Origin of the sequence: Pseudomonas sp. Irchel 3E13 (assembly GCF_900187455.1) — a bacterium.
In the GTDB taxonomy this organism is placed as follows: domain Bacteria; phylum Pseudomonadota; class Gammaproteobacteria; order Pseudomonadales; family Pseudomonadaceae; genus Aquipseudomonas.
The window spans coordinates 169,616-191,959 of sequence record NZ_FYDX01000006.1 but is presented as its reverse complement, the minus strand read 5'-3'; the positions used below and the strand labels follow the sequence as shown (position 1 = coordinate 191,959).

Below are 22,344 nucleotides of genomic sequence, written 5' to 3'. Positions count from 1 at the left end.
CGCGATTTTCAGAGAACCCCCATGCACTCCACCGATGTCATCATCATCGGCGCCGGCGCCGCCGGCCTGATGTGCGCCCGCACCGCCGCCTTGCGCGGCCGCCGGGTCGTGCTGCTGGACCACGCCAACAAACCGGGCAAGAAGATCCTCATGTCCGGCGGCGGCCGCTGCAACTTCACCAATATGTACACCGAGCCGGCCAACTTCCTCTCGCAGAACCCGCACTTCTGCAAGTCGGCCCTGGCCCGCTACACCCAGTGGGACTTCATCGAGATGGTCGCCAAGCACGGCGTGCCCTATCACGAGAAAAAACTCGGCCAGCTTTTCTGCGACAACAAGTCCAGCGACATCCTGCAGATGCTCCTCGACGAGTGCGACAACGCCGGCGCCACCCTGCGCATGGACACCCGCATCGAACACATCGAGAAACTGGAAGCTGGCTACCTGCTGCAAACCAGCGCCGGCCCGTTCCAGTGCCAGTCGCTGGTGATCGCCACCGGCGGCCTGTCGATTCCGACCCTGGGCGCCACCGGCTTCGGCTATCAGGTGGCCCGCCAGTTCGGCCACAACGTGCTGCCGACCCGCGCCGGGCTGGTGCCGTTCACCATCACCGACCAGCTCAAGGCGCTGTGCACCGAGCTGTCCGGCACCTCGGTGGACTGCATCGCCAGTTGCAACGGCACCAGCTTCAGGGAAAACCTGCTGTTCACTCACCGCGGCCTCAGCGGCCCGGCGATCCTGCAGATTTCCTCGTTCTGGGAAGCCGGCGACACCGTCGAAATCAACCTGCTGCCGGACCACGACGCCTTGACCTGGCTGCAACAGCAACAGGCCGAGCGGCCCAACAGCGAATTGAAAACCCTGCTCGGTGAAATCTTCACCAAGAAGATGGCCAACTTGCTGGCCGACCACTGGTTCGCCTCCAAACCGATGAAGCAGTACACCCCGGCCGAACTGGCGCAGGTCGCGGAAAAACTCGGGAACTGGCAGTTGGTGCCGGCCGGGACCGAGGGCTACCGCACCGCCGAAGTGACCCTCGGCGGTGTCGACACCCGCGAGGTGTCGTCCAAGACCCTGGAGTCGCTGAAAAGCCCGGGGCTGTACTTCATCGGCGAAGTGCTCGACGTCAGCGGCCACCTCGGCGGCTTCAATTTCCAGTGGGCCTGGGCTTCCGCTTACGCCGCCGCGCAGTTCGTCTGAAGTTCCGGCTAGAATCAGCCCCATCACGGAACACATTTTGCTGGTACGTGACTACCGCGACGGCTTTGCGTCGCGGTGACCCGCTCACTTCCGATCTCGCCCAGCAGGCCCGCCGTTCATCATGTCATCGTCTTCGTTCAGCCATTCGTTGCGTCGTCTGTGGGCCCTGGACAAATTCAGCTACAGCATCCGGGTATTGATCGCCCTCACCGGCAGCATGGCGCTGTGCTGGTATCAGGATCAGATGAACCTGCTGATCCCGCTGTTCCTCGGCATTATCGCCAGCGCCCTGGCCGAGACCGACGACAGTTGGCAGGGCCGTCTCAACGCCCTGGCCGTCACCCTGGTGTGCTTCACCATCGCCGCGCTGGCGGTGGAATTGCTGTTCCCCTATCCGTGGCTATTCGTCTGCGCCATGGCCTTGGCGGCGTTCGGCCTGACCATGCTCGGCGCCCTCGGCGAACGCTATGGGGCGATCGCCCAGGCCACGCTGATTCTCTCGGTCTACACGATGATCGGCGTGGACCAGCGTGGCGGCGAGGTCGCCGATTTCTGGCATGAGCCGCTGCTGCTGGTGGCCGGCGCGGGCTGGTACGGGCTGCTCTCGGTGCTCTGGCAGGCGCTGTTCTCCAACCAACCGGTGCAACAGAGCCTGGCGCGGCTGTTCCGCGAATTGGGCATCTACCTCAAGCTCAAGGCCACCCTGTTCGAGCCGATCCGCGGCCTCGACGTCGAAGCCCGGCGCCTGGAGCTGGCACAGCAGAACGGCAAGGTGGTGGCGGCGCTGAACAGCGCCAAGGAAATCATCCTGCACCGCGTGGGCGGCGGCCGGCCCAGCTCGAAGGTCAGCCGCTACCTGAAACTGTACTTCCTTGCCCAGGACATCCACGAACGCGCCAGTTCTTCGCACTATCCGTACAACGCGCTGACCGAGGCGTTTTTCCACAGCGACGTGCTGTTCCGCTGCCAGCGCCTGCTGCGCCAGCAAGGCAAGGCCTGCGAGCGGCTGTCGGCGTCGATCCAGTTGCGCCAGCCGTTCGTCTACGACATCGGTTTCGCCGAGGCCCTTGAAGACCTGCACGCCTCGCTGGAACACCTGCGCATCCAGAGCAACCCGGCCTGGCGCGGCCTGCTGCGTTCGTTGCGGGCGCTGGCGGCGAACCTGGCAACCCTCGACCGCCTGCTCAGCGACGCCAGCAACCCGGACAGCCTGGCCGACAACAGTGACCCGAGCCTGCTCGACCGCTCGCCGCGCAACCTGGCGGACGTGTGGAACCGCCTGCGCCAGCAACTGACGCCGACCTCGCTGATCTTCCGCCACGCCCTGCGCCTGCCGCTGGCGCTGTCGATCGGCTACGGCATGGTGCACCTGATCCACCCGACCCAGGGTTACTGGATCATCCTCACCACGCTGTTCGTCTGCCAGCCCAACTATGGCGCCACGCGGCGCAAACTGGTTCAGCGGATCATCGGCACCGCCATCGGTCTGACGGTCGGCTGGGCGCTGTTCGACCTGTTCCCCAACGCCGTCATCCAGTCGCTGTTCGCGGTGGCCGCCGGGGTGGTGTTCTTCGTCAACCGCACCACCCGCTACACCCTCGCCACGGCGGCGATCACCCTGATGGTGCTGTTCTGCTTCAACCAGATCGGCGACGGTTATGGCCTGTTCCTGCCACGCCTGTTCGATACCCTGGTGGGCAGCCTGATTGCCATTCTCGCGGTGTTCCTGTTCCTGCCGGACTGGCAGGGACGACGGTTGAACAAAGTGCTGGCCAACACCCTGACCTGTAACAGCACTTACCTGCGCCAGATCATGCGCCAGTACGCCGAAGGCAAGCGCGACGACCTCGCCTACCGCCTGGCCCGACGCAACGCCCACAACGCCGACGCGGCACTGTCTACCACCCTGGCCAACATGCTCATGGAGCCCGGGCATTTCCGTAAGGAAGCGGACGTCGGCTTCCGCTTCCTGGTGCTGTCCCACACCTTGCTGAGCTACCTCTCGGCCCTCGGCGCGCACCGCGACAGCACGCTGCCCGCCGAAGCCCGCGAACAGTTGCTCGATAGCGCCGGAGCGAAACTGGCCGAGAGCCTCGACGAAATCGCCAGCGGCCTGACCAGCAAGACCCCGGTGGCAATCCACAGCGACAGCGAGGAAGCCCTGGCCACCGAGCTGGAGCAGATGCCCGAGGAAATGGACGAGAACCTGCGGACCGTGCAGACCCAACTGGCGCTGATCGCCCGTCACCTCGGCCCGCTGCGCACCCTCGCCGCGCACCTGATCAAGGGGACGCCTGAGTGAAGGCGTGCTCCTTGAGGATCCGTGCGTAACTGCCGTCGGCTTTCATCGCGCTGATCGCCCGGTCGAAGCCGCTGACGATCTGCTGGTGCTGGGGGTTTTTCAGGCTGACCAGGATGTGCAGGCTGTTCTCGCTGACCGGCTCGCCGAAAAACTCCAACTGATCGCGCACCGTGTCGCGCGCGCGCATTAGAAACCAGTTGGCGACGTACTCGTCCTCCACGGCCAGGCTGACCCTGCCTGCGGCGAGCATGCCGATCGCCACCGGAAAGCTGCGCACCGGGACTTTCTGCAAGCGCCGGTCGGCATCGAACTCGGCGGAATAGGCGTAATCGCGGACCACCGCGATCGAATGGGGATAAATGTCGGACAGGCGTTCGAACTGGATGGCGTCGGCCTTGCGCTTGAGCAGGCGGATCCGGTTGTTCAGGTAGCCGTCGGAGAATTGCCCGATGCGGGTGCGGGATTCGTTGTACCAGGCATTGACCAGCACGTCGTAGCGACCATCGCCAATGCCCATCAACGCCCGCGCCCAGGGCACCTGCTCGAAGTCACTGGCAAAACCCGCGCGTTCGAGCGCCGTCTTGACCAAAGCGGTGGCTAGACCGCCCTGCGCCATGCTGGCATCGGTGAAAGGTGGCCAGGCATCGGCAACCAGACGGAGTTTTTCGGCATGCGCCGGGGTAACTGACAACATTCCAAGCAAACACAAGACTCGGAGCAAGGGTCGCATGCTCAAATCCTATAGCGGAGCTTCCGCGTTGTGGTTTGACCGCTTGAGCGTTTCAGTGCCAACAAATCCAGGTTGCGACGGCCAGATTACACAAACGACCGTCCGGGTGGCAGCAGCAAATGATAGCTATGTGCCTCTATTCCTGCCGGTTTTGCGGACACTTTGGCTTACGACAAAAAATGTCAGCGCCGTCGAGGCTGGTTATCATCGGCGCATCCAACCAGAGAGAACCGTCATGCCCATCGAGTGGATTTGCAAACATCACGCCGACCTTGGCAAAGAACAGCTCTACGCCGTGATGCAGTTGCGCAACGAAGTGTTCGTGGTCGAGCAGAAATGCGCCTACCAGGACCTCGATGGCCAGGACCTGAGCGGCGACACCTGCCACTTGATGGCCTGGCAGGACAATCAGCTGGTGGCTTATCTGCGCTTGCTCGATCCGACATCCCAGGGTGGCGATGTGGTGATCGGCCGGGTGCTCATCGCCGAGGTGGGCCGCGGCCAGGGGCTGGGCCACGAACTGATGGTGCAGGGCCTCAAGCATGCCGAAGAGAACTGGCCGGACGTGCCGGTATACCTCTCGGCCCAGGCGCATCTGCAGGGCTATTACCGCAAGCATGGCTTCGAGGTGGCGGGCGAGGAATACCTGGAGGACGGCATTCCGCATATCGGGATGCGGCGGGCCTGAGGCACTCAATCGGTGGGTATTCACCCGCGATTACGCTCTTGCGAATAACCGCAAACGTAGGGAAGTGGAAGTTATGGCGGCCCTCATGGCGCCGTCCTCGATTCCAGGTCCATATCGGCGGGCCATTCAACCTTGGGAGCTAGAAGCATCGCGACGTTGCACCACAGCACATCGTTGTGGTCCCACGGCGGGCCGGGTGGCGGCAGTGCGTCGGGGCCTTTTTGCATGTAGGTGCAAACGTAGGCCCAGGCGTGCGCGTCAGCGCCCATGGCGGTCAGGGGGAAGCGGTCGATGACTTGGTTGGTGCCGGGTTTGACGATGGAGAGTTCGACACCGCACTGGAAGATGATCCCGCCTTGGGCAGTGGCGTGACGTCTGCTCCAGCGTTCGGCGCGGACTTGGGACCAGTCGTAGGCAACCGGCACTACCTGCCAGCGTTCAAAAGGGTTCCACCAGCGGTACTTGAAGTTGTAGGTGTAGAGGCGTTGGCGGAGGCGGTTGAAGCGAAGGGGAAGATCGCGAGGAGGTGTGACATCGAATTTCCAGAAGAATGGAGTTAACCACCCGCCAACGAGCAAAATGGACACAAACATGATCCACAATTCAAAACTCATTGCCTGCACATTTGATAGGAAATCCCACAACAACATGGCAAGGAAAATACCCGATACCGGTGCAAACCAGATCACCACTCCCCTTATAAGTGCTGAAGCACGCGGCAGCTCCAGAAAGACCTCATCTTGATGGTTGGGCGTATCGAACCCAAGCGCCGGAACTACTACTGGCGACTCGCCGGGACCGGGCAAGTCCTCTTTCCAGCCGGGACAAGGCGGAACAAGTTGAGGCCTTTTCATTCGGAGCCCCACCCCTTCCATTCGCCAATCTTGTCTTCCTTCACAATCAGCCGGGCGACACCCGCTTCATCTGCAAACTTGATGGTTTGAATACCGAGAACCCCTAAATCCACCGATATATCGCTCAGGGCAGTGCTCATGGCGCCGTCCTCGATTCCAGGTCCATATCGGCGGGCCATTTGACCTTGGGCGCGAGAAGCATCGCGACGTTGCACCACAGCACATCGTTGTGGTCCCACGGCGGGCCGGGTGGCGGCAGTGCGTCGGGGCCTTGCTGCATGTAGGTGCAAACGTAGGCCCAGGCGTGCGCGTCGGCGCCCATGGCGGTCAGGCGGAAGCGGTCGATGACTTGGTTGGTGCCTGGCTTGACAATGGAGAGTTCGACACCGCACTGGAAGATGATCCCGCCTTGGGCAGTGGCGTGACGTCTGCTCCAGCGTTCGGCGCGGACTTGGGACCAGTCGTAGGCTACGGGTACTACCTGCCAGCGTTCAAAAGGGTTCCACCAGCGGTGCTTGAAGTTGTAGGCATAGAGGCGCTGGCGGGCGCGGTTGAAGCGAAGGGGTAAGTCTCGGGGAGGTGCTATGTCGATTTTCACACAGAACCAGAGAGACCAAATTCCAACAAGCATGGTTGAGATAAATACCAGCCAAATCTCGAACTTCAGTGTTTGCTCAACAGATAAAACAAGCCATGACGATGCGATCAGTAACGTGCTCATTACCGGTGCAAACCAGATAATCAAGCCTCTGATAAGTGCTGATGCACGCGGCAGTTCCAGAAAGACATCATCCTGATGGTTGGGCGTATCGAACCCAAGCGCCGGGATTACTACTGGCGACTCGTTGGGACCTGGCAAGTCCTCTTTCCAGCCGGGACAAGGCGGAACGAGTTGAGGTCTTTTCATTCGGAGCCCCACCCCTGCCATTCGCCAATCTTGTCTTCCTTCACAATCAGCAGGGCTACACCCGCTTCATCATTCTTGTCGGGCCAGTAGGACACCTTTAGCTCAATGGCGTGAACTTCGAAAGTCCCAAAAAAGCTGATGTCCCCCCTGATTAGAAGCGTTCCTGACACGGGATCGTGCCGAATGACGGGAGCCGTCGTTTCAGGGTGGTAGCCCGGTCGCTTCCATGAAGACGGGGGCGACAACGGTTCATTAGTACCACCGGTACGGCCGCTCGCGATGGTCTCACCCGAGCTTTGGCCTGGCCGATAGACCTGCAACGCCCACTCGTAGCGCGATGCGTCGAGTCCGTATCGTGGCAGAGCGATCTTGTAGTCCAGAAAGAGTTCAGCAGGAACTGCATCACCGATGGGAAGTCCGCCACTGCGCGCGACCTTCACTGTCATCGCAGCGTCTGCGGTCAAGCCCAGCAATACTGCATTCAAGGCACCAATCGCCGTGTCCATGTCCTTTGAGGTCGTCCAGCGGCGGTGTTTTTCCGGGATCCCCCAGAGGGAATGGCGAGCCCACATTTCCAGGGGTTCTGACTCTAGCCTTTTCGCCCAGACGTACAAGCCATAAGTGACTAGGCCTAGCAGCACGGAAATCAAGAGTGGAGCGAGTGCTAATGCTGCCGGAGCCAAGGAGCCCAAAACCCCGGCTATCGCTGAGCCTGCTGCCATAGCGGACGCTACCCTATAAGCAGTTCTTGCCGTTCTATCGCCAGCTTCGTATGCCCGAGTCGCCGCCAACGCATACTGCACCCCCTCCACCGCACTCGCCAACGCCACAATCGCCCCACCGAACTGCACGATCCGAACCCCCAACCCGATCTTCTGCACTTCTCCCGTCGCCCGAACCACCGCAGCACCAGGGCCAGTACACCGTTGGCCAGCTTGTGCTCTTCAGTCACCGCGCGGACATGGCCTGCCAGGGCGCGCAGTCGGTGATTGCGCGGGTAGAAGCCGTGCACGCTGTGGAAATCGAGGTCGAGTTTGTAGAAGCGGTCATCCAGCGCCATCCCATCGACCACGCCGCCGCGCAGGTAGCCATTGAGCACACTCTCGGGCCAGGGGTCGTTGGCGAGCGCCAGCCAGGCGGTGGAGTATCTGTCGGTTTTGATGTTGATGAACGACGCGGGAATATCGTGATCCTGTTGAATACAGATTTCGCACAGGGACCGGGGCTCTTCGCGAGGCACCTGGTAGGGCCGAAACTGACGCAGCGCGCCCTCGCGGGAGATCTCGTAGGCCTGCCACTCCCTATTGTCGAGCAGCACATAGAGATAGCCACTACGCAGGGTGCGCGGCTGGTCGGCCCGCAGGCGTACGGCCTTGACCTCGGAGCCGCGGTTCAGCGGCAGCGCCTGGGTGTACCAGGGCTCCGAGGCATAGGCAGCACGCAGGGGCAGGATGGGCAGACCACTACGCTGACAGGTGCTGCAGATGCCGGTGGGGACCGGGCACGCTTCGTTGGTAGCGATATCGGCGGCGACGCTGAAGCTGAAAGTCATGAGTAATCCTCCGCGTGAGGCAGGTCAACCGCGGAGCTGGACTCGACGTCCGGATGCATCAGTGGAGATGAAGCACAAACAGGATTGGACGGGCATGCAGTGCTCCCTGCAACTGCGCACCCCGCACCAGATTCAGCGCAAGGCCGCATGAGAAAGGTAACCACCGGGGTGCCGGACCATGCGCTTGCTGGCCCCTGACCCTGGAGGATTCCATGGAAGAAATTCCGCAGAATCCTGCATGCGCGATCAGTGACCGGGATATAGGAAAAATCCTAGAAAAGGCAGTGAAATCACCTGGATTTCAGAAAACCAACTGACCGCGGGTTCATCGAGGGAAATAGTCAGCACTCGAATTCTTGAGCGCGCTGTTGCTGAAAAGCCCGCTACAGGGATCTGCGGCGAGCCAGAAAGCAGGTCAATCAGGGATACCCCAGAACCTCGCGAATCGACCTCAGATTCTGAATGATCCACCCCTTGTCGATCGCACCCCAATCATGAATCCGGTAATGCCCGGCATGGTTGCGCGCCCCCGCTTCCTGCTCGAACTCACAAACGATATCCAGATCAGCCAGCGCAGCGATGGTGTCCTGCGCGGTGCGGCGGGGCATGCCGGTGGCGGCCATCAGCGCCGGGACGCTGCTGGCGGTCTGGCTGTCGATCAGCCAGGCAACGTACAGGCGACGGTAGAAACTGCTCTTGGTCTTGCTTACGTCCATGCAAAGGGTCCTTTGACTCACTGATCGCCCGGCAACTCGCGCCAGGTCAGGTAAACGCGCAGGTCGAACTCCAGTTGATGGTAGCCCGGCTGCATGTATTCACAGAGTTTGTAGAAAGCCTTGTTGTGCTCGGCCTCCTTGAAGTGCGCCAGTTCGTGCACCACGATCATGCGCAGGAACTCCGGCGCTGCCTCCTTGAACAGCGAAGCGATGCGGATCTCTTTCTTCGCCTTGAGCTTGCCACCCTGCACCCGCGAAACCGCCGTGTGCAGGCCGAGCGCACGGTGGGTCAGGTCGAGGCGGTTGTCGAACAGCACTTTGTCGAGGTTTGGCGCGTTGCGCAGGTGTTCCTGCTTGAGGTTCTGCGCGTAGCTGTACAGCGCCTTGTCACTCTGCACGTCATGCCGGGCCGGATAGCGCTTTTGCAGGTAGTCGCCCAACTGGCCACGGGCAATCAACTGACGCACCTGATCTTGCAGGGCGGGCGGGTAGGCTTGCAGGTACTTGAGGGTGTTCATGGCTGCTGCGGGTGAAAGGGGAAAGGCCGCAGTGTACCCAACTACTGCCCTTGCCAGTCAAAAAAGGCCGGGAAGCGACCGGCTTCCGCCGAGGTGATCGGCCGCGCCACAAGGAAGCCCTGAACGTACTCGCAGCCGTGCTCGCGCAACCATTGCGCCTGCGCCGGGGTCTCCACGCCTTCGGCGATCACGCTGATGCAGTACTGCTCGCAGAGTTCGATGACGCAACGCACCAGCGCCGCGTCGGCGGCGGAATCGGGCAGGCGCGCCACCAGGTGGCGGTCAAGCTTGAGGGTATCGATCGGCAGATCGCGCAACAGGCGCAGCGAGCAGTCGCCGGCGCCAAAGTCGTCCAGAGCCACGCGCACGCCCAACTCGCGCAACTTGCGCAACTGGCGCAACGCCGTGTCCAGGTTGTCGGTCAGCGATGTTTCGGCGATTTCCACTTCCAGTTGGCTCGGTGCCAGGCCGGCATCGGCGATCACCTGCGACAGCTCTTCGATCAGGTTGGGCATGCCGAACTGCACCCGGCTGAGGCTGATGCCGAGGGTCAGGTCGTCAGGGAAATGCCCGCACCAGGCCCGCCGCTGCTCGGCGCCCTGGCAGTAGATCCAACTGGCCAGGCGGTTGATCAACCGCGCTTCTTCCAGCAACGGCAGGAACAGCCCCGGCGGCACATCGCCGACGCTCGGATGCCGCCACCGCAACAGCGCCTCGAAGCCGCGCAGGCGACCGTCGGAGAACGCCACCTGCGGCTGGAACACCAGGGTGAAATCCTGGTTATCCACCGCCGCGCGAACGCTGTCTTCGAGCATCAGCCGCGAACGGGCGCGGCCGTTGAGGTCCTCGTCGTAATAACGATACTGCTGGCGCCCGGCCTGCTTGGCCGCGTACATCGCCGTATCGGCAGCGCGCAACAACCCGTCGAGGTTGGCACCGCAGTCGGGGTAGATAGCAATACCGATACTGACCCCGAGCACCACTTCCAGGCCGTCGATCTGCTGGCGGATCGACATGCGCTCGATGCACTTCTCGGCTAAACGCGCCGCCTGTTCGGGGTAGTCGAGGTCGTCGAGCAAGGCCGTGAACTCATCGCCGCCCATCCGCGCCAGGATGCCGTGGCCACCCAGGCAATCCTTCAGTTGCTCAGCGACCCAGTGCAACACCTGGTCGCCGATTTCGTGCCCGAGGGAATCGTTGACCCGCTTGAAGCCGTCGAGGTCCAGGTACATCAAGGCATGGTGCTTGTCCGAATGTTCGCTGCGTACCAGCGCACTTTCCGCAGCTTGATAGAAACCACGGCGATTGAGCAGGCCGGTAAGCGGATCGGTGACCGCCTGATGCTCCAGTTGCTGGTGCAGGCTGCGCACCACCGACATGTCCAGCACCGTCACCACCATCGCGCGCTGTTCGCCGGGCAAGGCGGCGCAGGACAGCGCCACCGGCAGCGCCTGGCCATTGCTGGTGCGCAGCACGGCGTCATGCAGGCGGAAGATATCCCGTTCCAGGTACGCCTGATAAAACGCCGACTCGCGCCATTGCGCCGCCGTCGGCGACAACACGAAGTCCAGCAGGTCGGCGCCCTGCAACTGATCGACCGAGGCGAGCAGCAAACGGGAAATGGCCGGATTGGCGAAGCGGATAATGCCGTCCTCGGCCACCACCAGGATGCCCTCGGCAGCGTTCTCCAACACCGAGGCATTAAAGGCACGAGCCGCTTCCAGGTCGCGGGTCAGCCGCTGCAAGGCACGACGGTTGCGCTGCTGGTCGAGCAGGGCCTGCACCTTGGGCTTGAGAATTTGCGGGTCGAAGGGTTTGAACAGGTAATCCACGGCGCCGCTGGCGTAGCCTTTGAGCACCGCCGCCTGGGTCTGTTCGTTGGCGGTCAGGAAAATGATTGGTGTCAGCCGGGTGCGCTGGCTTCCGCGCATCAGGCGGGCCACTTCAAAACCGTCCATGCCCGGCATCTGCACATCCAGCAGAACCAGGTCGACTTCATGTTCAAGCAAGGTACTCAGGGCTTCGATCCCCGAGCTGGCAGTCAAGACTTGCCAATCCTGACGTGCAAGCAAGGCACGCATGCTGGTCAGGTTTTCCGGATAGTCATCAACGACCAGTAGAACCGAGCCGACTTCTTGGGTCGGAATTTGAGCGCATTCCATGCTGCTTCTCTCTGGCAACTACGTCATCTTTCGGATGAAATCTGCGAATGTGACTCTAGACCCGAGTTTTCCAAATCTAAAGCTGGCAACTGGCCAACAGGTGTTTTAACGATAGTTCGCCGACTAACGGTCTTCCTGGGTGATCAACAGGCATAAAAAAACCCGCATCGCTGCGGGTTTTTTTGCTTTACGCGCGTATCAGTTGACCTTCGCGGCCAGCTCGCCTTTGGCGTAACGCAGGAACATGTCGTCCAGGGAGATCGGCTTGATCTTCGAGGCGTTGCCCGCGGTGCCGAAGGCTTCGTAGCGATCGATGCAGATGTCGCGCATGGCTTCGACGGTCTTGGCGAAGTATTTGCGCGGGTCGAACTCGGCCGGGTTCTGTGCCAGGAAGCGACGGATCGCGCCGGTGGAGGCCAGACGCAGGTCGGTGTCGATGTTTACCTTGCGCACGCCGTACTTGATGCCTTCGACGATTTCTTCGACCGGCACGCCGTAGGTTTCTTTGATGTCACCGCCGAACTCGTTGATGATCGCCAGCCAGTCCTGTGGAACCGAGGACGAACCGTGCATCACCAGGTGAGTGTTAGGGATGCGCTTGTGGATTTCCTTGATGCGGTCGATCGCCAGGATGTCGCCGGTAGGCGGCTTGGTGAACTTGTAGGCGCCGTGGCTGGTGCCGATGGCGATGGCCAGGGCATCGACCTGGGTTTTCTTGACGAAGTCAGCGGCTTCTTCCGGATCGGTCAGCATCTGGCTGTGATCCAGGATGCCTTCGGCGCCGACGCCATCTTCTTCACCGGCCTGACCGGTTTCCAGGCTGCCCAGGCAACCCAGCTCACCTTCCACGGAAACGCCGCAGGCGTGGGCGAATGCCACGGTCTGCTGGGTGACGCGGACATTGTATTCGTAGTCGGACGGGGTCTTGCCGTCGGCTTTCAGCGAGCCGTCCATCATCACCGAGCTGAAGCCCAGCTGGATCGAGCGCTGGCAGACGTCAGGGCTGGTGCCGTGGTCCTGGTGCATGCACACCGGGATGTGCGGGAATTCTTCGATCGCCGCCAGGATCAGGTGGCGCAGGAACGGCGCGCCGGCGTATTTGCGGGCACCGGCCGAGGCCTGGACAATCACCGGAGAGTCGGTCTTGTCAGCGGCTTCCATGATTGCGCGCATCTGTTCCAGGTTGTTGACGTTGAAAGCTGGAACGCCGTAACCGAACTCGGCGGCGTGGTCCAGCATCTGGCGCATGCTAATGAGTGCCATTGTGTATCTCTCTCCCGACAAGCGTCGTTTTTCGTGCAAACCTGCCGCAGCGGCGGTTGCTGTTCAAGTTGTGTGGGCCAGTATCAGCCGGCCCGGCCAGTCACGGTGCCTTGCAGCCCCGCCCTATCAAATCGTTGGTCGCAACCCAGTACACCAGGCCCTCATCGCCCTTGGTGTGCAAGGCCAGCACGCCATCGCTGTACAGCGCTCCGGATCCGGACGGCTCGGGTTTGAGCCGGTAGACCTGATCGCCGCCGCCAAGGCGTACGTCCATCTCCTGATTGCCGGCGCCTGCCGCACGCCAGAGCACTTCGGCCTTGCTGTCGCAGACCCAGCGGGTCCAGTTGTCGGCCGGGGCCGCCGCCGGTGCGGGCGTGAAGCTGGCGCATCCTGCGAGTGTTGCCAGGGCCGTCAAGGCCAGAACACCTTTCATCCACTTCCTCCAGCAGACCACAAACCCGGCGACAGGTTGTCGCGAGCCGATCAAGGGCATCCCTTGGCCCGGCGCTGATGTTCGTCGTCGTATTTTTCCAGGCCATCGGGACCGAGCCGTTTATTGATGACCGGCGCGGTCTCCGCCTGCCATTCGGACTGGTAGCAGCCACCCTTTTCCGCGGCGGGCCGATCGGGAGCGGAGTCAGGCGTGCTGGAGCAGGCGCTCAGCACGACGCTCATGACCATCAAGGACAAGCGCTTGATCATCCGTTCGCTCCCTCTGCCAGGCACCGGGCGACTCAGGCCTTGGCCCGCTGTTCCAGAACCTCGACCGCCGGCAGGACCTTGCCCTCGACGAATTCGAGGAACGCACCGCCACCGGTAGAAATGTAGGAGATATCGGCCGCGACGCCATATTTGTCGATGGCCGCCAGGGTGTCGCCACCACCGGCGATGGAGAATGCGCTGCTTTGCGCGATCGCTTTGGCCAGGGTCTTGGTGCCGTTGCCGAACTGGTCGAACTCGAACACGCCGACCGGGCCGTTCCACAGCACGGTTTTCGACGATTTCAGCAGCTCGGCGAATTGCTCGGCGGTTTTCGGACCGATGTCCAGGATCATGTCGTCGTCAGCAACGTCGGCAACCGATTTGACGGTGGCTTCGGCGTCTTCGGCGAAGGCCTTGGCAACCACCACGTCCACCGGCAGCGGCACGTTGACCTTGGCGGCGATGGCCTTGGCGGTCTCGACCAGATCAGGCTCGTACAGCGATTTGCCGACCTTGTGACCGGCCGCGGCAAGGAAGGTGTTGGCGATGCCGCCACCGACGATCAGCAGGTCGCAGATCTGGCTCAGGCTGTTCAGCACGTCCAGCTTGGTGGACACCTTGGAGCCGGCAACGATGGCGGCCATCGGCTTGGCCGGCGCTTTCAGGGCCTTGCCCAAAGCGTCCAGCTCGGCGGCCAGCAGCGGGCCAGCAGCGGCGACCTTGGCGAACTTGGCCACGCCATGGGTCGAACCTTCAGCGCGGTGAGCGGTGCCGAAGGCATCCATGACGAACACGTCGCACAGCGCGGCGTACTTCTGCGCCAGCTCGTCGGCGTTCTTTTTCTCGCCCTTGTTGAAGCGCACGTTCTCGAACAGCACGATGTCACCGGCCTTCACCTCGACACCGTCCAGGTAGTCGGCGACCAGCGGCACGTCGCGGCCCAGGGCCTTGCTCAGGTAGTCGGCAACCGGCTTGAGGCTGTTCTCGGCCGAGAACTCGCCTTCGGTCGGACGACCCAGGTGCGAGCAGACCATCACCGCCGCGCCCTTCTCCAGGGCCAGCTTGATGGTCGGCAGCGAAGCAAGGATGCGCGCATCGCTGGCAACCACACCGTCCTTCACAGGGACGTTGAGGTCTTCGCGGATCAGTACGCGCTTACCTTGCAGATCGAGGTCGGTCATCTTCAAAACGGTCATGAATGCAGTCCTTCAGGGCTGTTTGCGAGTGGTGCGGGTGGTGTGGTCCACGACGCGCAGAAAATGATCGGCGACGTCGAGCATGCGGTTGGCGAACCCCCATTCGTTGTCGAACCAGGCCAGCAGGTTCACCAGGCGAGGGCCGGAAACACGGGTCTGGCTGGCATCGACGATGGCCGAATGCGGGTCATGGTTGAAATCACAACTGGCGTGGGGCAGCTCGGTATACGCCAGCAGCCCCTGCAGCGGTCCGCTCAGGGCCGCGTCCCGCAGCACCTGGTTGACCTCGGCGGCCGTGGTGTCGCGGGTGGTCTGCAGGGTGATGTCCAGGCACGACACGTTCACCGTCGGTACACGCACGGCTTTGGCCTGGATTCTCCCGACAAGTTCCGGGAGCAGTCGCTCGATACCCCGGGCCAGGCCGGTGGACACCGGAATCACTGACTGGAACGCCGAACGGGTGCGGCGCAGGTCTTCGTGGTGATAGGCGTCGATGACCGGCTGGTCGTTCATCGCCGAGTGGATGGTGGTGATCGACACATAGTCGATGCCGAACGCCTGATCCAGCACCCGCAGCAGCGGCACGCCGCAGTTGGTGGTGCAGGAGGCGTTGGACACCAGCAACTCGTCGCCGGTCAGGCAGTCCTGGTTGATGCCGTAGACCACGGTGGCATCAACATCCTGCTCGCTGGCCATCGGCTGGGAAAACAGCACCCGCGGTGCGCCCGCATCAAGGAAGCGCTGGCCATCGGCGCGGGTGTTGTAGGCCCCGGAGCATTCCAGTACCAGGTCGACGTCCAGCGCCGCCCAGTCGATGCCCTCGGGTGTGGCACTGCGCAGTACTTTCACGCAGTCGCCATTGATATGCAGACAGTCGCCGTCGACCTTCACCTCGCCGGGGAAACGCCCGTGGGTGGAGTCGAAGCGTGTCAGGTATTCCAGGCTGGCCTGGTCGGCCAGGTCATTCAGCGCAACGATCTCGAAGCCCGCCTTCGCGCCCCGTTCGACGAGTGCGCGCAGGACGCAACGACCGATACGGCCGTAACCGTTGAGTGCAACTTTATAGGGACGCGGTTGAGACATTGGGGGCTCACGGAACAGATCGTTATCGGCAATCGGCGGTTTTTTGCGTTGTCGCATTCGGTGACAAGCCCGCCCCTGCAAATGCGGGGGCGGGCTTGTCATCGATCCGCAGATCCTTACATCAGTCTTCCAGCAGCTCTTCGGCAGTACCCAGGATGTTTTCCAGGGTGAAGCCGAACTCTTCGAACAGTGCGCTGGCCGGAGCCGATTCACCGTAAGTGGTCATGCCGATGATGCGACCTTCCAGGCCGACGTACTTGTACCAGAAGTCCGCGTGGGCAGCTTCGATGGCGATGCGCGCACCGACTTCCAGCGGCAGTACCGACTGCTTGTAGCCAGCGTCCTGGGCGTCGAACACGCTGGTGCTCGGCATCGACACGACGCGGACTTTACGGCCCTGTTCGCTCAGCTTGTCGAACGCCTGAACAGCCAGGCCCACTTCAGAACCGGTGGCGATCAGGATCAGCTCAGGCTCGCCGGCGCAGTCCTTGAGCACGTAACCGCCACGGGCGATGTCGGCGATCTGCTGGGCGTCGCGGTCCTGATGCTGCAGGTTCTGGCGCGAGAAGATCAGCGCCGAAGGACCGTCCTTGCGCTCCAGGGCGTGCTTCCAGGACACCGCCGATTCGACGGCGTCAGCCGGACGCCAGGTGTCCAGGTTCGGCGTGCTGCGCAGGCTGCTCAGTTGCTCGATCGGCTGGTGAGTCGGGCCGTCTTCGCCCAGACCGATGGAGTCGTGGGTGTAGACGTGGATCACGCGCTGTTTCATCAGGGCGGACATGCGCACCGCGTTACGGGCGTATTCCATGAACATCAGGAAGGTCGCGCCGTAAGGCACCAGGCCGCCGTGCAGGGCGACGCCGTTCATGATTGCGGTCATGCCGAATTCGCGCACGCCGTAGTACATGTAGTTGCCGTTGGCATCTTCATGGCTGACGCCCTTGCAACCTTTCCACAGGGTCAGGTTGGAACCGGCCAGGTCGGCCGAGCCGCCGAGCAGTTCCGGCAGCAGCGGGCCGAAAGCGTTCAGGGTGTTCTGGCTGGCCTTGCGGCTGGCGATGGTCTCGCCTTTGGCGGCAACTTCGGCGATGTAGGCGGCGGATTTCTCTGCGAAGTCGGCCGGCAGGTCGCCGTTCAGACGACGCTTCAGTTCGCTGGCCAGCTCAGGGAAGGCGGCGGCGTAAGCGTCGAAGCGCTTGTTCCACTCGGCTTCGGCGGCGGCACCGGCTTCCTTGGCGTTCCACTCGGCATAAATCTCGGCAGGCACTTCGAACGGACCGTAGTTCCAGTTCAGTTCCTTGCGGGCCAGGGCGATTTCGTCGTTGCCCAGTGGGGCACCGTGGCAATCTTCCTTGCCCTGCTTGTTCGGCGAACCGAAACCGATGATGGTCTTGCAGCAGATCAGGGTCGGCTGCTCGCTCTTGCGGGCGGTCTCGATGGCGGTCTTGATTTCGTCGGCATCGTGGCCGTTGACGTTGCGGATTACCTGCCAGTTGTAGGACTCGAAACGCTTCGGCGTGTCGTCGGTGAACCAGCCTTCGACTTCACCGTCGATGGAGATGCCGTTGTCATCGTAGAAGGCAACCAGCTTGCCCAGGCCCAGGGTACCGGCCAGGGAAGCGACTTCGTGGGAAATGCCTTCCATCATGCAGCCATCGCCGAGGAACACATAGGTGTTGTGATCGACGACGTTATGGCCAGCACGGTTGAACTGGGCGCCCAGCACTTTCTCGGCGAGGGCGAAGCCCACGGCGTTGGCCAGGCCCTGGCCCAACGGACCGGTGGTGGTCTCGACGCCAGGGGTGTAACCGAACTCCGGGTGGCCCGGGGTACGGCTGTGCAGTTGGCGGAAGCTCTTCAGGTCATCGATGGACAGGTCGTAGCCGGTCAGGTGCAGCAGCGAATAGATCAGCATCGAGCCGTGGCCGTTGGACAGCACGAAGCGGTCACGGTCAGCGAAATTCGGGTTGCTCGGGTTGTGCTTCAAAAAGTCACGCCAAAGAACCTCGGCGATATCCGCCATGCCCATGGGGGCACCGGGATGGCCGCTGTTGGCTTTTTGCACGGCATCCATGCTGAGGGCACGAATGGCGTTGGCACGCTCACGACGGCTGGGCATCGCTTGTCTCCTGGGGCTTGAATAAAGAACGAACGGAAAAAAGGCGGCCATTTTCGCCCAGGCGCATGCCCGGGGGCAATGACGGATGGTCGAACTGGAACGATTTTCCTGCGTTTGCGCGGTGATTCCGTGGCCGGACCAACGAAACAGCCGAAAAAGCCTGCCCCGCCGACAGTTTTAGCTCCGCCCATCGACCAATATCAAAACTTTTTGATATTGATCTTGCGACGCGGGTTTGGCCTGACTAGACTGCCGCCCCATGAATATTCGCGTACCCGTTCCGGATTCTCGGCAAAGCGACCGCCTGGCTGCCCTGTGCAAGTCGGGCGGCGACCCGCTGCGCCTGAACGTGTTGCGCGTGCTGGCCAGCGATTCGTTCGGCGTGCTGGAACTGGCGCAGATCTTCGCCATTGGCCAGTCCGGCATGAGCCACCACCTCAAGGTGCTGGCCCAGGCCGAACTGGTGGCGACCCGCCGCGAAGGCAACGCGATCTTCTATCGCCGCGCCCTGCCCGACGGCCTGAGCCTGGGCGGCAAGCTGCACGCCGCGCTGCTCGAAGAAGTCGACGGGCTGCCGCTGGCGGAAGACATGCAGGCGCGTATCGGCCAGGTCCAGCAACGGCGCGCGGCCACCAGCCAGGACTTCTTCCTGCGCGTGGAAGAGAAATTCCGTGCCCAGCAAGACCTGATCGCAGGCCTGGCGCAGTACCGCGAAAGCCTGCTGACGCTGCTCGACAAGCTCAGCTTCGAGCCCGGCGCGAGTGCCCTGGAAGTCGGCCCCGGCGACGGCGAGTTTCTTCCCGAGCTGGCCCGGCGCTTCGCCCAGGTCACCGCACTGGACAACAGCCCGACCATGCTCGACCTGGCCCGCCAGGTGTGCCAGCGCGAACGGCTGGCTAACGTAAACCTGCAACTGGCCGATGCCCTCAATACCACCGAGGTCCAGGCCGATTGCGTCGTGCTGAACATGGTCCTGCACCACTTCAGCGATCCGGCCGCGGCCCTGGAACAACTGGCCGAACGCGTCAAACCAGGCGGCAGCCTGTTGGTTACAGAGTTATGCAGCCACGACCAGAGTTGGGCCCGCGAAGCCTGCGGCGATCTCTGGCTGGGCTTTGAACAGGACGACCTGCTTCGTTGGGCGTGCGCTGCGGGACTGGCTCCCGGAGACAGCCTCTATGTGGGCTTACGTAATGGTTTCCAGATCCAGGTCCGCCATTTTCAGCGGCCGACTGGCAACACTCACCACCGGTAAATTTAGGAACCCGTCGAGATGAGCGAATACTCCCTTTTCACCTCCGAGTCCGTATCTGAAGGGCATCCGGACAAAATCGCCGACCAGATTTCGGACGCGGTGCTGGACGCCATCATCGCGCAAGACAAATTCGCCCGTGTGGCGTGTGAAACCCTGGTGAAAACCGGCGTGGCGATCATCGCTGGCGAAGTGACCACTTCGGCCTGGGTCGACCTCGAAGACATCGTGCGTAAAGTCATCGTCGACATCGGCTACAACAGCTCCGACGTCGGCTTCGATGGCGCGACCTGCGCCGTCATGAACATCATCGGCAAGCAGTCCGTGGACATCGCCCAGGGCGTTGACCGCAGCAGGCCGGAAGACCAGGGCGCCGGCGACCAGGGCCTGATGTTCGGCTACGCCAGCAACGAAACCGACGTGCTGATGCCAGCACCGATCTGCTTCTCGCACCGTCTGGTCGAGCGCCAGGCCGAAGCGCGCAAGTCCGGCCTGCTGCCGTGGCTGCGTCCGGATGCCAAATCCCAGGTCACCTGCCGCTATGAAGGCGGCAAGGTTGTCGGTATCGACGCGGTCGTGCTGTCCACCCAGCACAACCCCGAGGTTTCGCAGAAAGACCTGAAAGAAGCCGTGATGGAGCTGATCGTCAAGCAAACCCTGCCTGCCGAACTGCTGCACAAGGACACCCAGTTCCACATCAACCCGACCGGCCAGTTCATCATCGGTGGCCCGGTAGGCGACTGCGGCCTGACCGGCCGCAAGATCATCGTCGACAGCTACGGCGGCATGGCCCGTCACGGCGGCGGCGCGTTCTCCGGCAAGGATCCATCCAAGGTTGACCGTTCCGCCGCGTACGCCGGTCGTTACGTCGCCAAGAACATCGTTGCCGCCGGCCTGGCCGAGCGTTGCGAAATCCAGGTCTCCTACGCCATCGGCGTGGCCCAGCCGACCTCGATCTCGCTGAACACCTTCGGCACCGGCAAGATCTCCGACGACAAGATCATCAACCTGGTGCGCGAGTGCTTCGACCTGCGTCCGTACGCAATCACCACCATGCTCGACCTGCTGCACCCGATGTATCAGGAAACCGCTGCCTACGGTCACTTCGGCCGTACCCCGCAGCAGAAGACTGTCGGCGACGACACCTTCACCACCTTCACCTGGGAACTGACTGACCGCGTTGACGCCCTGCGCGCCGCCGCCGGCCTGTAATCCCCCAGCGTTGAAAGAGCCCCGGCCGGGTCACTGGCCGGGGCTTTTTTGTGTCCGAGCGTTGCATCGCCGCGCCGCTTTCAAGCGGTTTCGCGGCGTAGAAACATGGCCTGACACACCGGGCCAAACACCTTGGGCACTCTATTCCTAGGCTGTGATTTCCATTCCGCCGAGCAAGGACGCTCGTCATGCCGTTGATCACCGCCCTGCTGTTGTTTTTCCTTTCCGTCCCGGCCTTCGCCCAGGCCTGTCCCGACTGGACCGGCAGCGTTGCCACCCGCCAGCTCGCTGAACTGCGGGACCGCCTGGCCATCTGGGACGACCACTACCACCGTCTCGGTGTCTCGCTGGTCAGCGACGAACTGTACGACCAGCACCGCGCACGCCTGCACCGTCTGCAAGGCTGTTTCCCCGGCACCGATATCAACACCGCCAACCCGCTGGCCAGCGCGGCCGGCCCGATCCGCCATCCGGTGGCGCACACCGGCCTCGACAAGCTGGCGGACGAGAACGCCGTCGCGGCCTGGCTCAAAGGCCGGCAAGACGTGTGGGTCCAGCCCAAGGTCGATGGCGTGGCGGCGACGCTGATCTATCAGGGCGGCACACTGGTGCAACTGATCAGCCGCGGCGATGGCAGCACCGGTCATGACTGGAGCCGGCATATCCCCGCCCTCGACCCCGCCCTACGCAACCTCGACGAAGCCCGCGACCTGACCCTGCAAGGCGAGCTGTTCTGGCGCCTGGACGGCCATGTCCAGGCCAGCGCCGGCAGCCTCAACGCCCGCAGCCGGGTCGCCGGCCTGCTGGCTCGGCATCAGGTCAGCGCCGAAGACGGGCGCAACCTGGGCCTGTTCATCTGGGCCTGGCCCGATGGCCCGCAAGATCCCCGTGAACGCCTCGCCCGGCTCACCGCCCTTGGCCTGCGCAACAGCGAAACCTACAGCCAGCCGGTCAACCGCCTCGAAGACGCCGTGCGCTGGCGCCAGCACTGGTATCGCTCGCCCCTGCCATTCGCCAGCGACGGAGTGGTGCTGCATCAGGCTCGGCAACCGCCGGCGGAACGCTGGCAGCCGCGGGCGTCGCACTGGAGCGCGGCGTGGAAATACCCGTTCGCTCAAGCCGTGGCCGATGTGCGGGACGTGCACTTCCGGGTTGGCCGAACCGGCCGCATCACCCCGGTCATCCAGCTCGAACCGGTGCGCCTCGACGACCGCCTGGTGCGCCAGGTCAGCGCCGGCTCGCTGCAACGCTGGCAGCAACTGGATATCCAGCCCGGCGACCAGATCACCCTCAGCCTCGCCGGGCTGACCATCCCGCGGATCGAAGCGGTCACCGAGCGCGGCCCCCGGCACAACAACGTGACACCGCCTGCACTGGACACCTATCACCCGCTCAGTTGCTGGCAGCCAGACGTCGGCTGCCGCGAGCAGTTTCTCGAACGCCTGACCTGGCTGGCGGGCAAACGGGGGCTGAACATGCCAGGCGTCGGCCCCGGCACCTGGAACAAACTGCTCGACGCCGGTCGGCTGAACAGCCTTGCCGACTGGCTCGACCTGCAGCCGGACGACCTGCTGAGCATCAACGGCATCGCCGAACGCAGCAGCCAGCAGTTGCATACCGCCTTTGGCCAGGCACGCGCCCAGCCATTCAACCGCTGGGCCAGGGCGCTGGGGGTGCCGGCGCCGAAACAAACTAACCTGGGCGATTCCTGGGCGGTACTGGCCTCACGCAGCGCCGCGCAATGGCAACAGGAGCCGGGTATCGGGCCGCTGCGCGCGGGGCAACTGGTGGCGTTCTTCAACGATCCGCAGGTCAGGAAGCTCGCCGTTCGTCTGGCCGAACATGCAATCGAGGGTTTCTAAATCCCGTGGATCAGGGCAGCATCACG

The 22,344-nt window shown here is 62.8% G+C and carries 21 protein-coding genes; 6 read left to right on the top strand and 15 right to left on the bottom strand.

Annotation, left to right across the window (positions count from 1 at the left end):
* The first annotated feature begins 21 nt into the window (after positions 1–21).
* Together CKW37_RS11990 and yccS are read left to right on the top strand one after the other, a co-directional pair.
* Positions 22–1,200, top strand: a complete 1,179-nt coding sequence (locus CKW37_RS11990; RefSeq protein WP_095155895.1) for an NAD(P)/FAD-dependent oxidoreductase — start codon at positions 22–24, stop codon at positions 1,198–1,200.
* Positions 1,201–1,321: 121 nt separating this feature from the next.
* Entirely contained in the window at positions 1,322–3,502 is a 2,181-nt protein-coding gene (gene yccS / locus CKW37_RS11985; RefSeq protein ID WP_095155894.1) for a YccS family putative transporter, read from the top strand.
* Here yccS and CKW37_RS11980 read toward each other — a convergent pair.
* Positions 3,483–4,232, bottom strand: a complete 750-nt coding sequence (locus CKW37_RS11980) for an ABC transporter substrate-binding protein (protein WP_095155893.1) — start codon at positions 4,230–4,232, stop codon at positions 3,483–3,485. The genes yccS and CKW37_RS11980 overlap by 20 nt on opposite strands.
* 235 nt (positions 4,233–4,467) lie before the next feature.
* Here CKW37_RS11980 and CKW37_RS11975 point away from each other — a divergent pair, with 235 nt between their 5' ends.
* Positions 4,468–4,920, top strand: coding sequence for a GNAT family N-acetyltransferase (locus CKW37_RS11975; protein ID WP_095155892.1), 453 nt, complete (start codon positions 4,468–4,470; stop codon positions 4,918–4,920).
* 83 nt (positions 4,921–5,003) lie between these two features.
* Here the strand turns inward: CKW37_RS11975 and CKW37_RS11970 are convergent, their stop codons facing one another.
* From CKW37_RS11970 to tkt, 14 genes are all read right to left on the bottom strand, one after another.
* On the bottom strand, positions 5,004–5,726 hold the full coding sequence (locus CKW37_RS11970; protein WP_256587739.1) for a DUF6708 domain-containing protein: 723 nt from the start codon (positions 5,724–5,726) through the stop codon (positions 5,004–5,006).
* 44 nt (positions 5,727–5,770) lie between these two features.
* Positions 5,771–5,914, bottom strand: a complete 144-nt coding sequence (locus CKW37_RS32790) for a hypothetical protein (RefSeq protein ID WP_159985255.1) — start codon at positions 5,912–5,914, stop codon at positions 5,771–5,773.
* Positions 5,911–6,681, bottom strand: coding sequence for a DUF6708 domain-containing protein (locus CKW37_RS33225; protein WP_256587738.1), 771 nt, complete (start codon positions 6,679–6,681; stop codon positions 5,911–5,913). Before CKW37_RS33225 ends, CKW37_RS32790 begins: the two co-directional genes overlap by 4 nt.
* Positions 6,678–7,187, bottom strand: a complete 510-nt coding sequence (locus CKW37_RS33220; protein ID WP_256587737.1) for a hypothetical protein — start codon at positions 7,185–7,187, stop codon at positions 6,678–6,680. The genes CKW37_RS33225 and CKW37_RS33220 overlap by 4 nt, the downstream gene beginning before the upstream one ends.
* Before the next feature lie 224 nt (positions 7,188–7,411).
* Complete coding sequence (locus CKW37_RS33215; protein WP_256587736.1) at positions 7,412–8,233, bottom strand: toxin VasX; 822 nt, start codon at positions 8,231–8,233, stop codon at positions 7,412–7,414.
* Between the two features lie 419 nt (positions 8,234–8,652).
* Positions 8,653–8,949, bottom strand: coding sequence for a helix-turn-helix domain-containing protein (locus CKW37_RS11955; RefSeq protein ID WP_095155891.1), 297 nt, complete (start codon positions 8,947–8,949; stop codon positions 8,653–8,655).
* A gap of 17 nt (positions 8,950–8,966) precedes the next feature.
* A complete protein-coding gene (locus tag CKW37_RS11950; RefSeq protein WP_095155890.1) occupies positions 8,967–9,467 on the bottom strand; it encodes a YgjP-like metallopeptidase domain-containing protein in 501 nt (166 codons plus the stop codon).
* Positions 9,468–9,508: 41 nt separating this feature from the next.
* Positions 9,509–11,629, bottom strand: coding sequence for a bifunctional diguanylate cyclase/phosphodiesterase (locus CKW37_RS11945; protein WP_095155889.1), 2,121 nt, complete (start codon positions 11,627–11,629; stop codon positions 9,509–9,511).
* Positions 11,630–11,827: 198 nt separating this feature from the next.
* Positions 11,828–12,892, bottom strand: a complete 1,065-nt coding sequence (gene fba, locus CKW37_RS11940; protein WP_095155888.1) for a class II fructose-bisphosphate aldolase — start codon at positions 12,890–12,892, stop codon at positions 11,828–11,830.
* 100 nt (positions 12,893–12,992) lie between these two features.
* Positions 12,993–13,325: an MliC family protein gene (locus CKW37_RS11935; protein WP_095155887.1), complete on the bottom strand. Its 333-nt coding sequence runs from the start codon at positions 13,323–13,325 to the stop codon at positions 12,993–12,995.
* Between the two features lie 50 nt (positions 13,326–13,375).
* On the bottom strand, positions 13,376–13,594 hold the full coding sequence (locus tag CKW37_RS11930; RefSeq protein ID WP_095155886.1) for a hypothetical protein: 219 nt from the start codon (positions 13,592–13,594) through the stop codon (positions 13,376–13,378).
* Between the two features lie 32 nt (positions 13,595–13,626).
* Positions 13,627–14,790 (bottom strand): phosphoglycerate kinase, encoded by a 1,164-nt coding sequence (locus CKW37_RS11925; protein WP_095155885.1) that lies wholly within the window; start codon positions 14,788–14,790, stop codon positions 13,627–13,629.
* A gap of 12 nt (positions 14,791–14,802) precedes the next feature.
* Positions 14,803–15,873 carry an erythrose-4-phosphate dehydrogenase gene (epd, locus tag CKW37_RS11920; protein WP_095155884.1) on the bottom strand — a complete coding sequence of 357 codons (1,071 nt, stop codon included), beginning with the start codon at positions 15,871–15,873 and terminating at the stop codon, positions 14,803–14,805.
* Positions 15,874–15,994: 121 nt separating this feature from the next.
* The gene (tkt, locus tag CKW37_RS11915) at positions 15,995–17,992 is read right to left on the bottom strand and encodes a transketolase (RefSeq protein ID WP_095155883.1); all 1,998 of its coding nucleotides are present in this window, start codon (positions 17,990–17,992) and stop codon (positions 15,995–15,997) included.
* Positions 17,993–18,251: 259 nt separating this feature from the next.
* Here tkt and CKW37_RS11910 point away from each other — a divergent pair, with 259 nt between their 5' ends.
* From CKW37_RS11910 to ligB, 3 genes are all read left to right on the top strand, one after another.
* Complete coding sequence (locus tag CKW37_RS11910) at positions 18,252–19,247, top strand: metalloregulator ArsR/SmtB family transcription factor (protein WP_095155882.1); 996 nt, start codon at positions 18,252–18,254, stop codon at positions 19,245–19,247.
* 18 nt (positions 19,248–19,265) lie between these two features.
* Complete coding sequence (gene metK, locus CKW37_RS11905; RefSeq protein ID WP_095155881.1) at positions 19,266–20,456, top strand: methionine adenosyltransferase; 1,191 nt, start codon at positions 19,266–19,268, stop codon at positions 20,454–20,456.
* Positions 20,457–20,644: 188 nt separating this feature from the next.
* Complete coding sequence (ligB, locus tag CKW37_RS11900) at positions 20,645–22,318, top strand: NAD-dependent DNA ligase LigB (protein ID WP_095155880.1); 1,674 nt, start codon at positions 20,645–20,647, stop codon at positions 22,316–22,318.
* Positions 22,319–22,344: the final 26 nt, after the last annotated feature.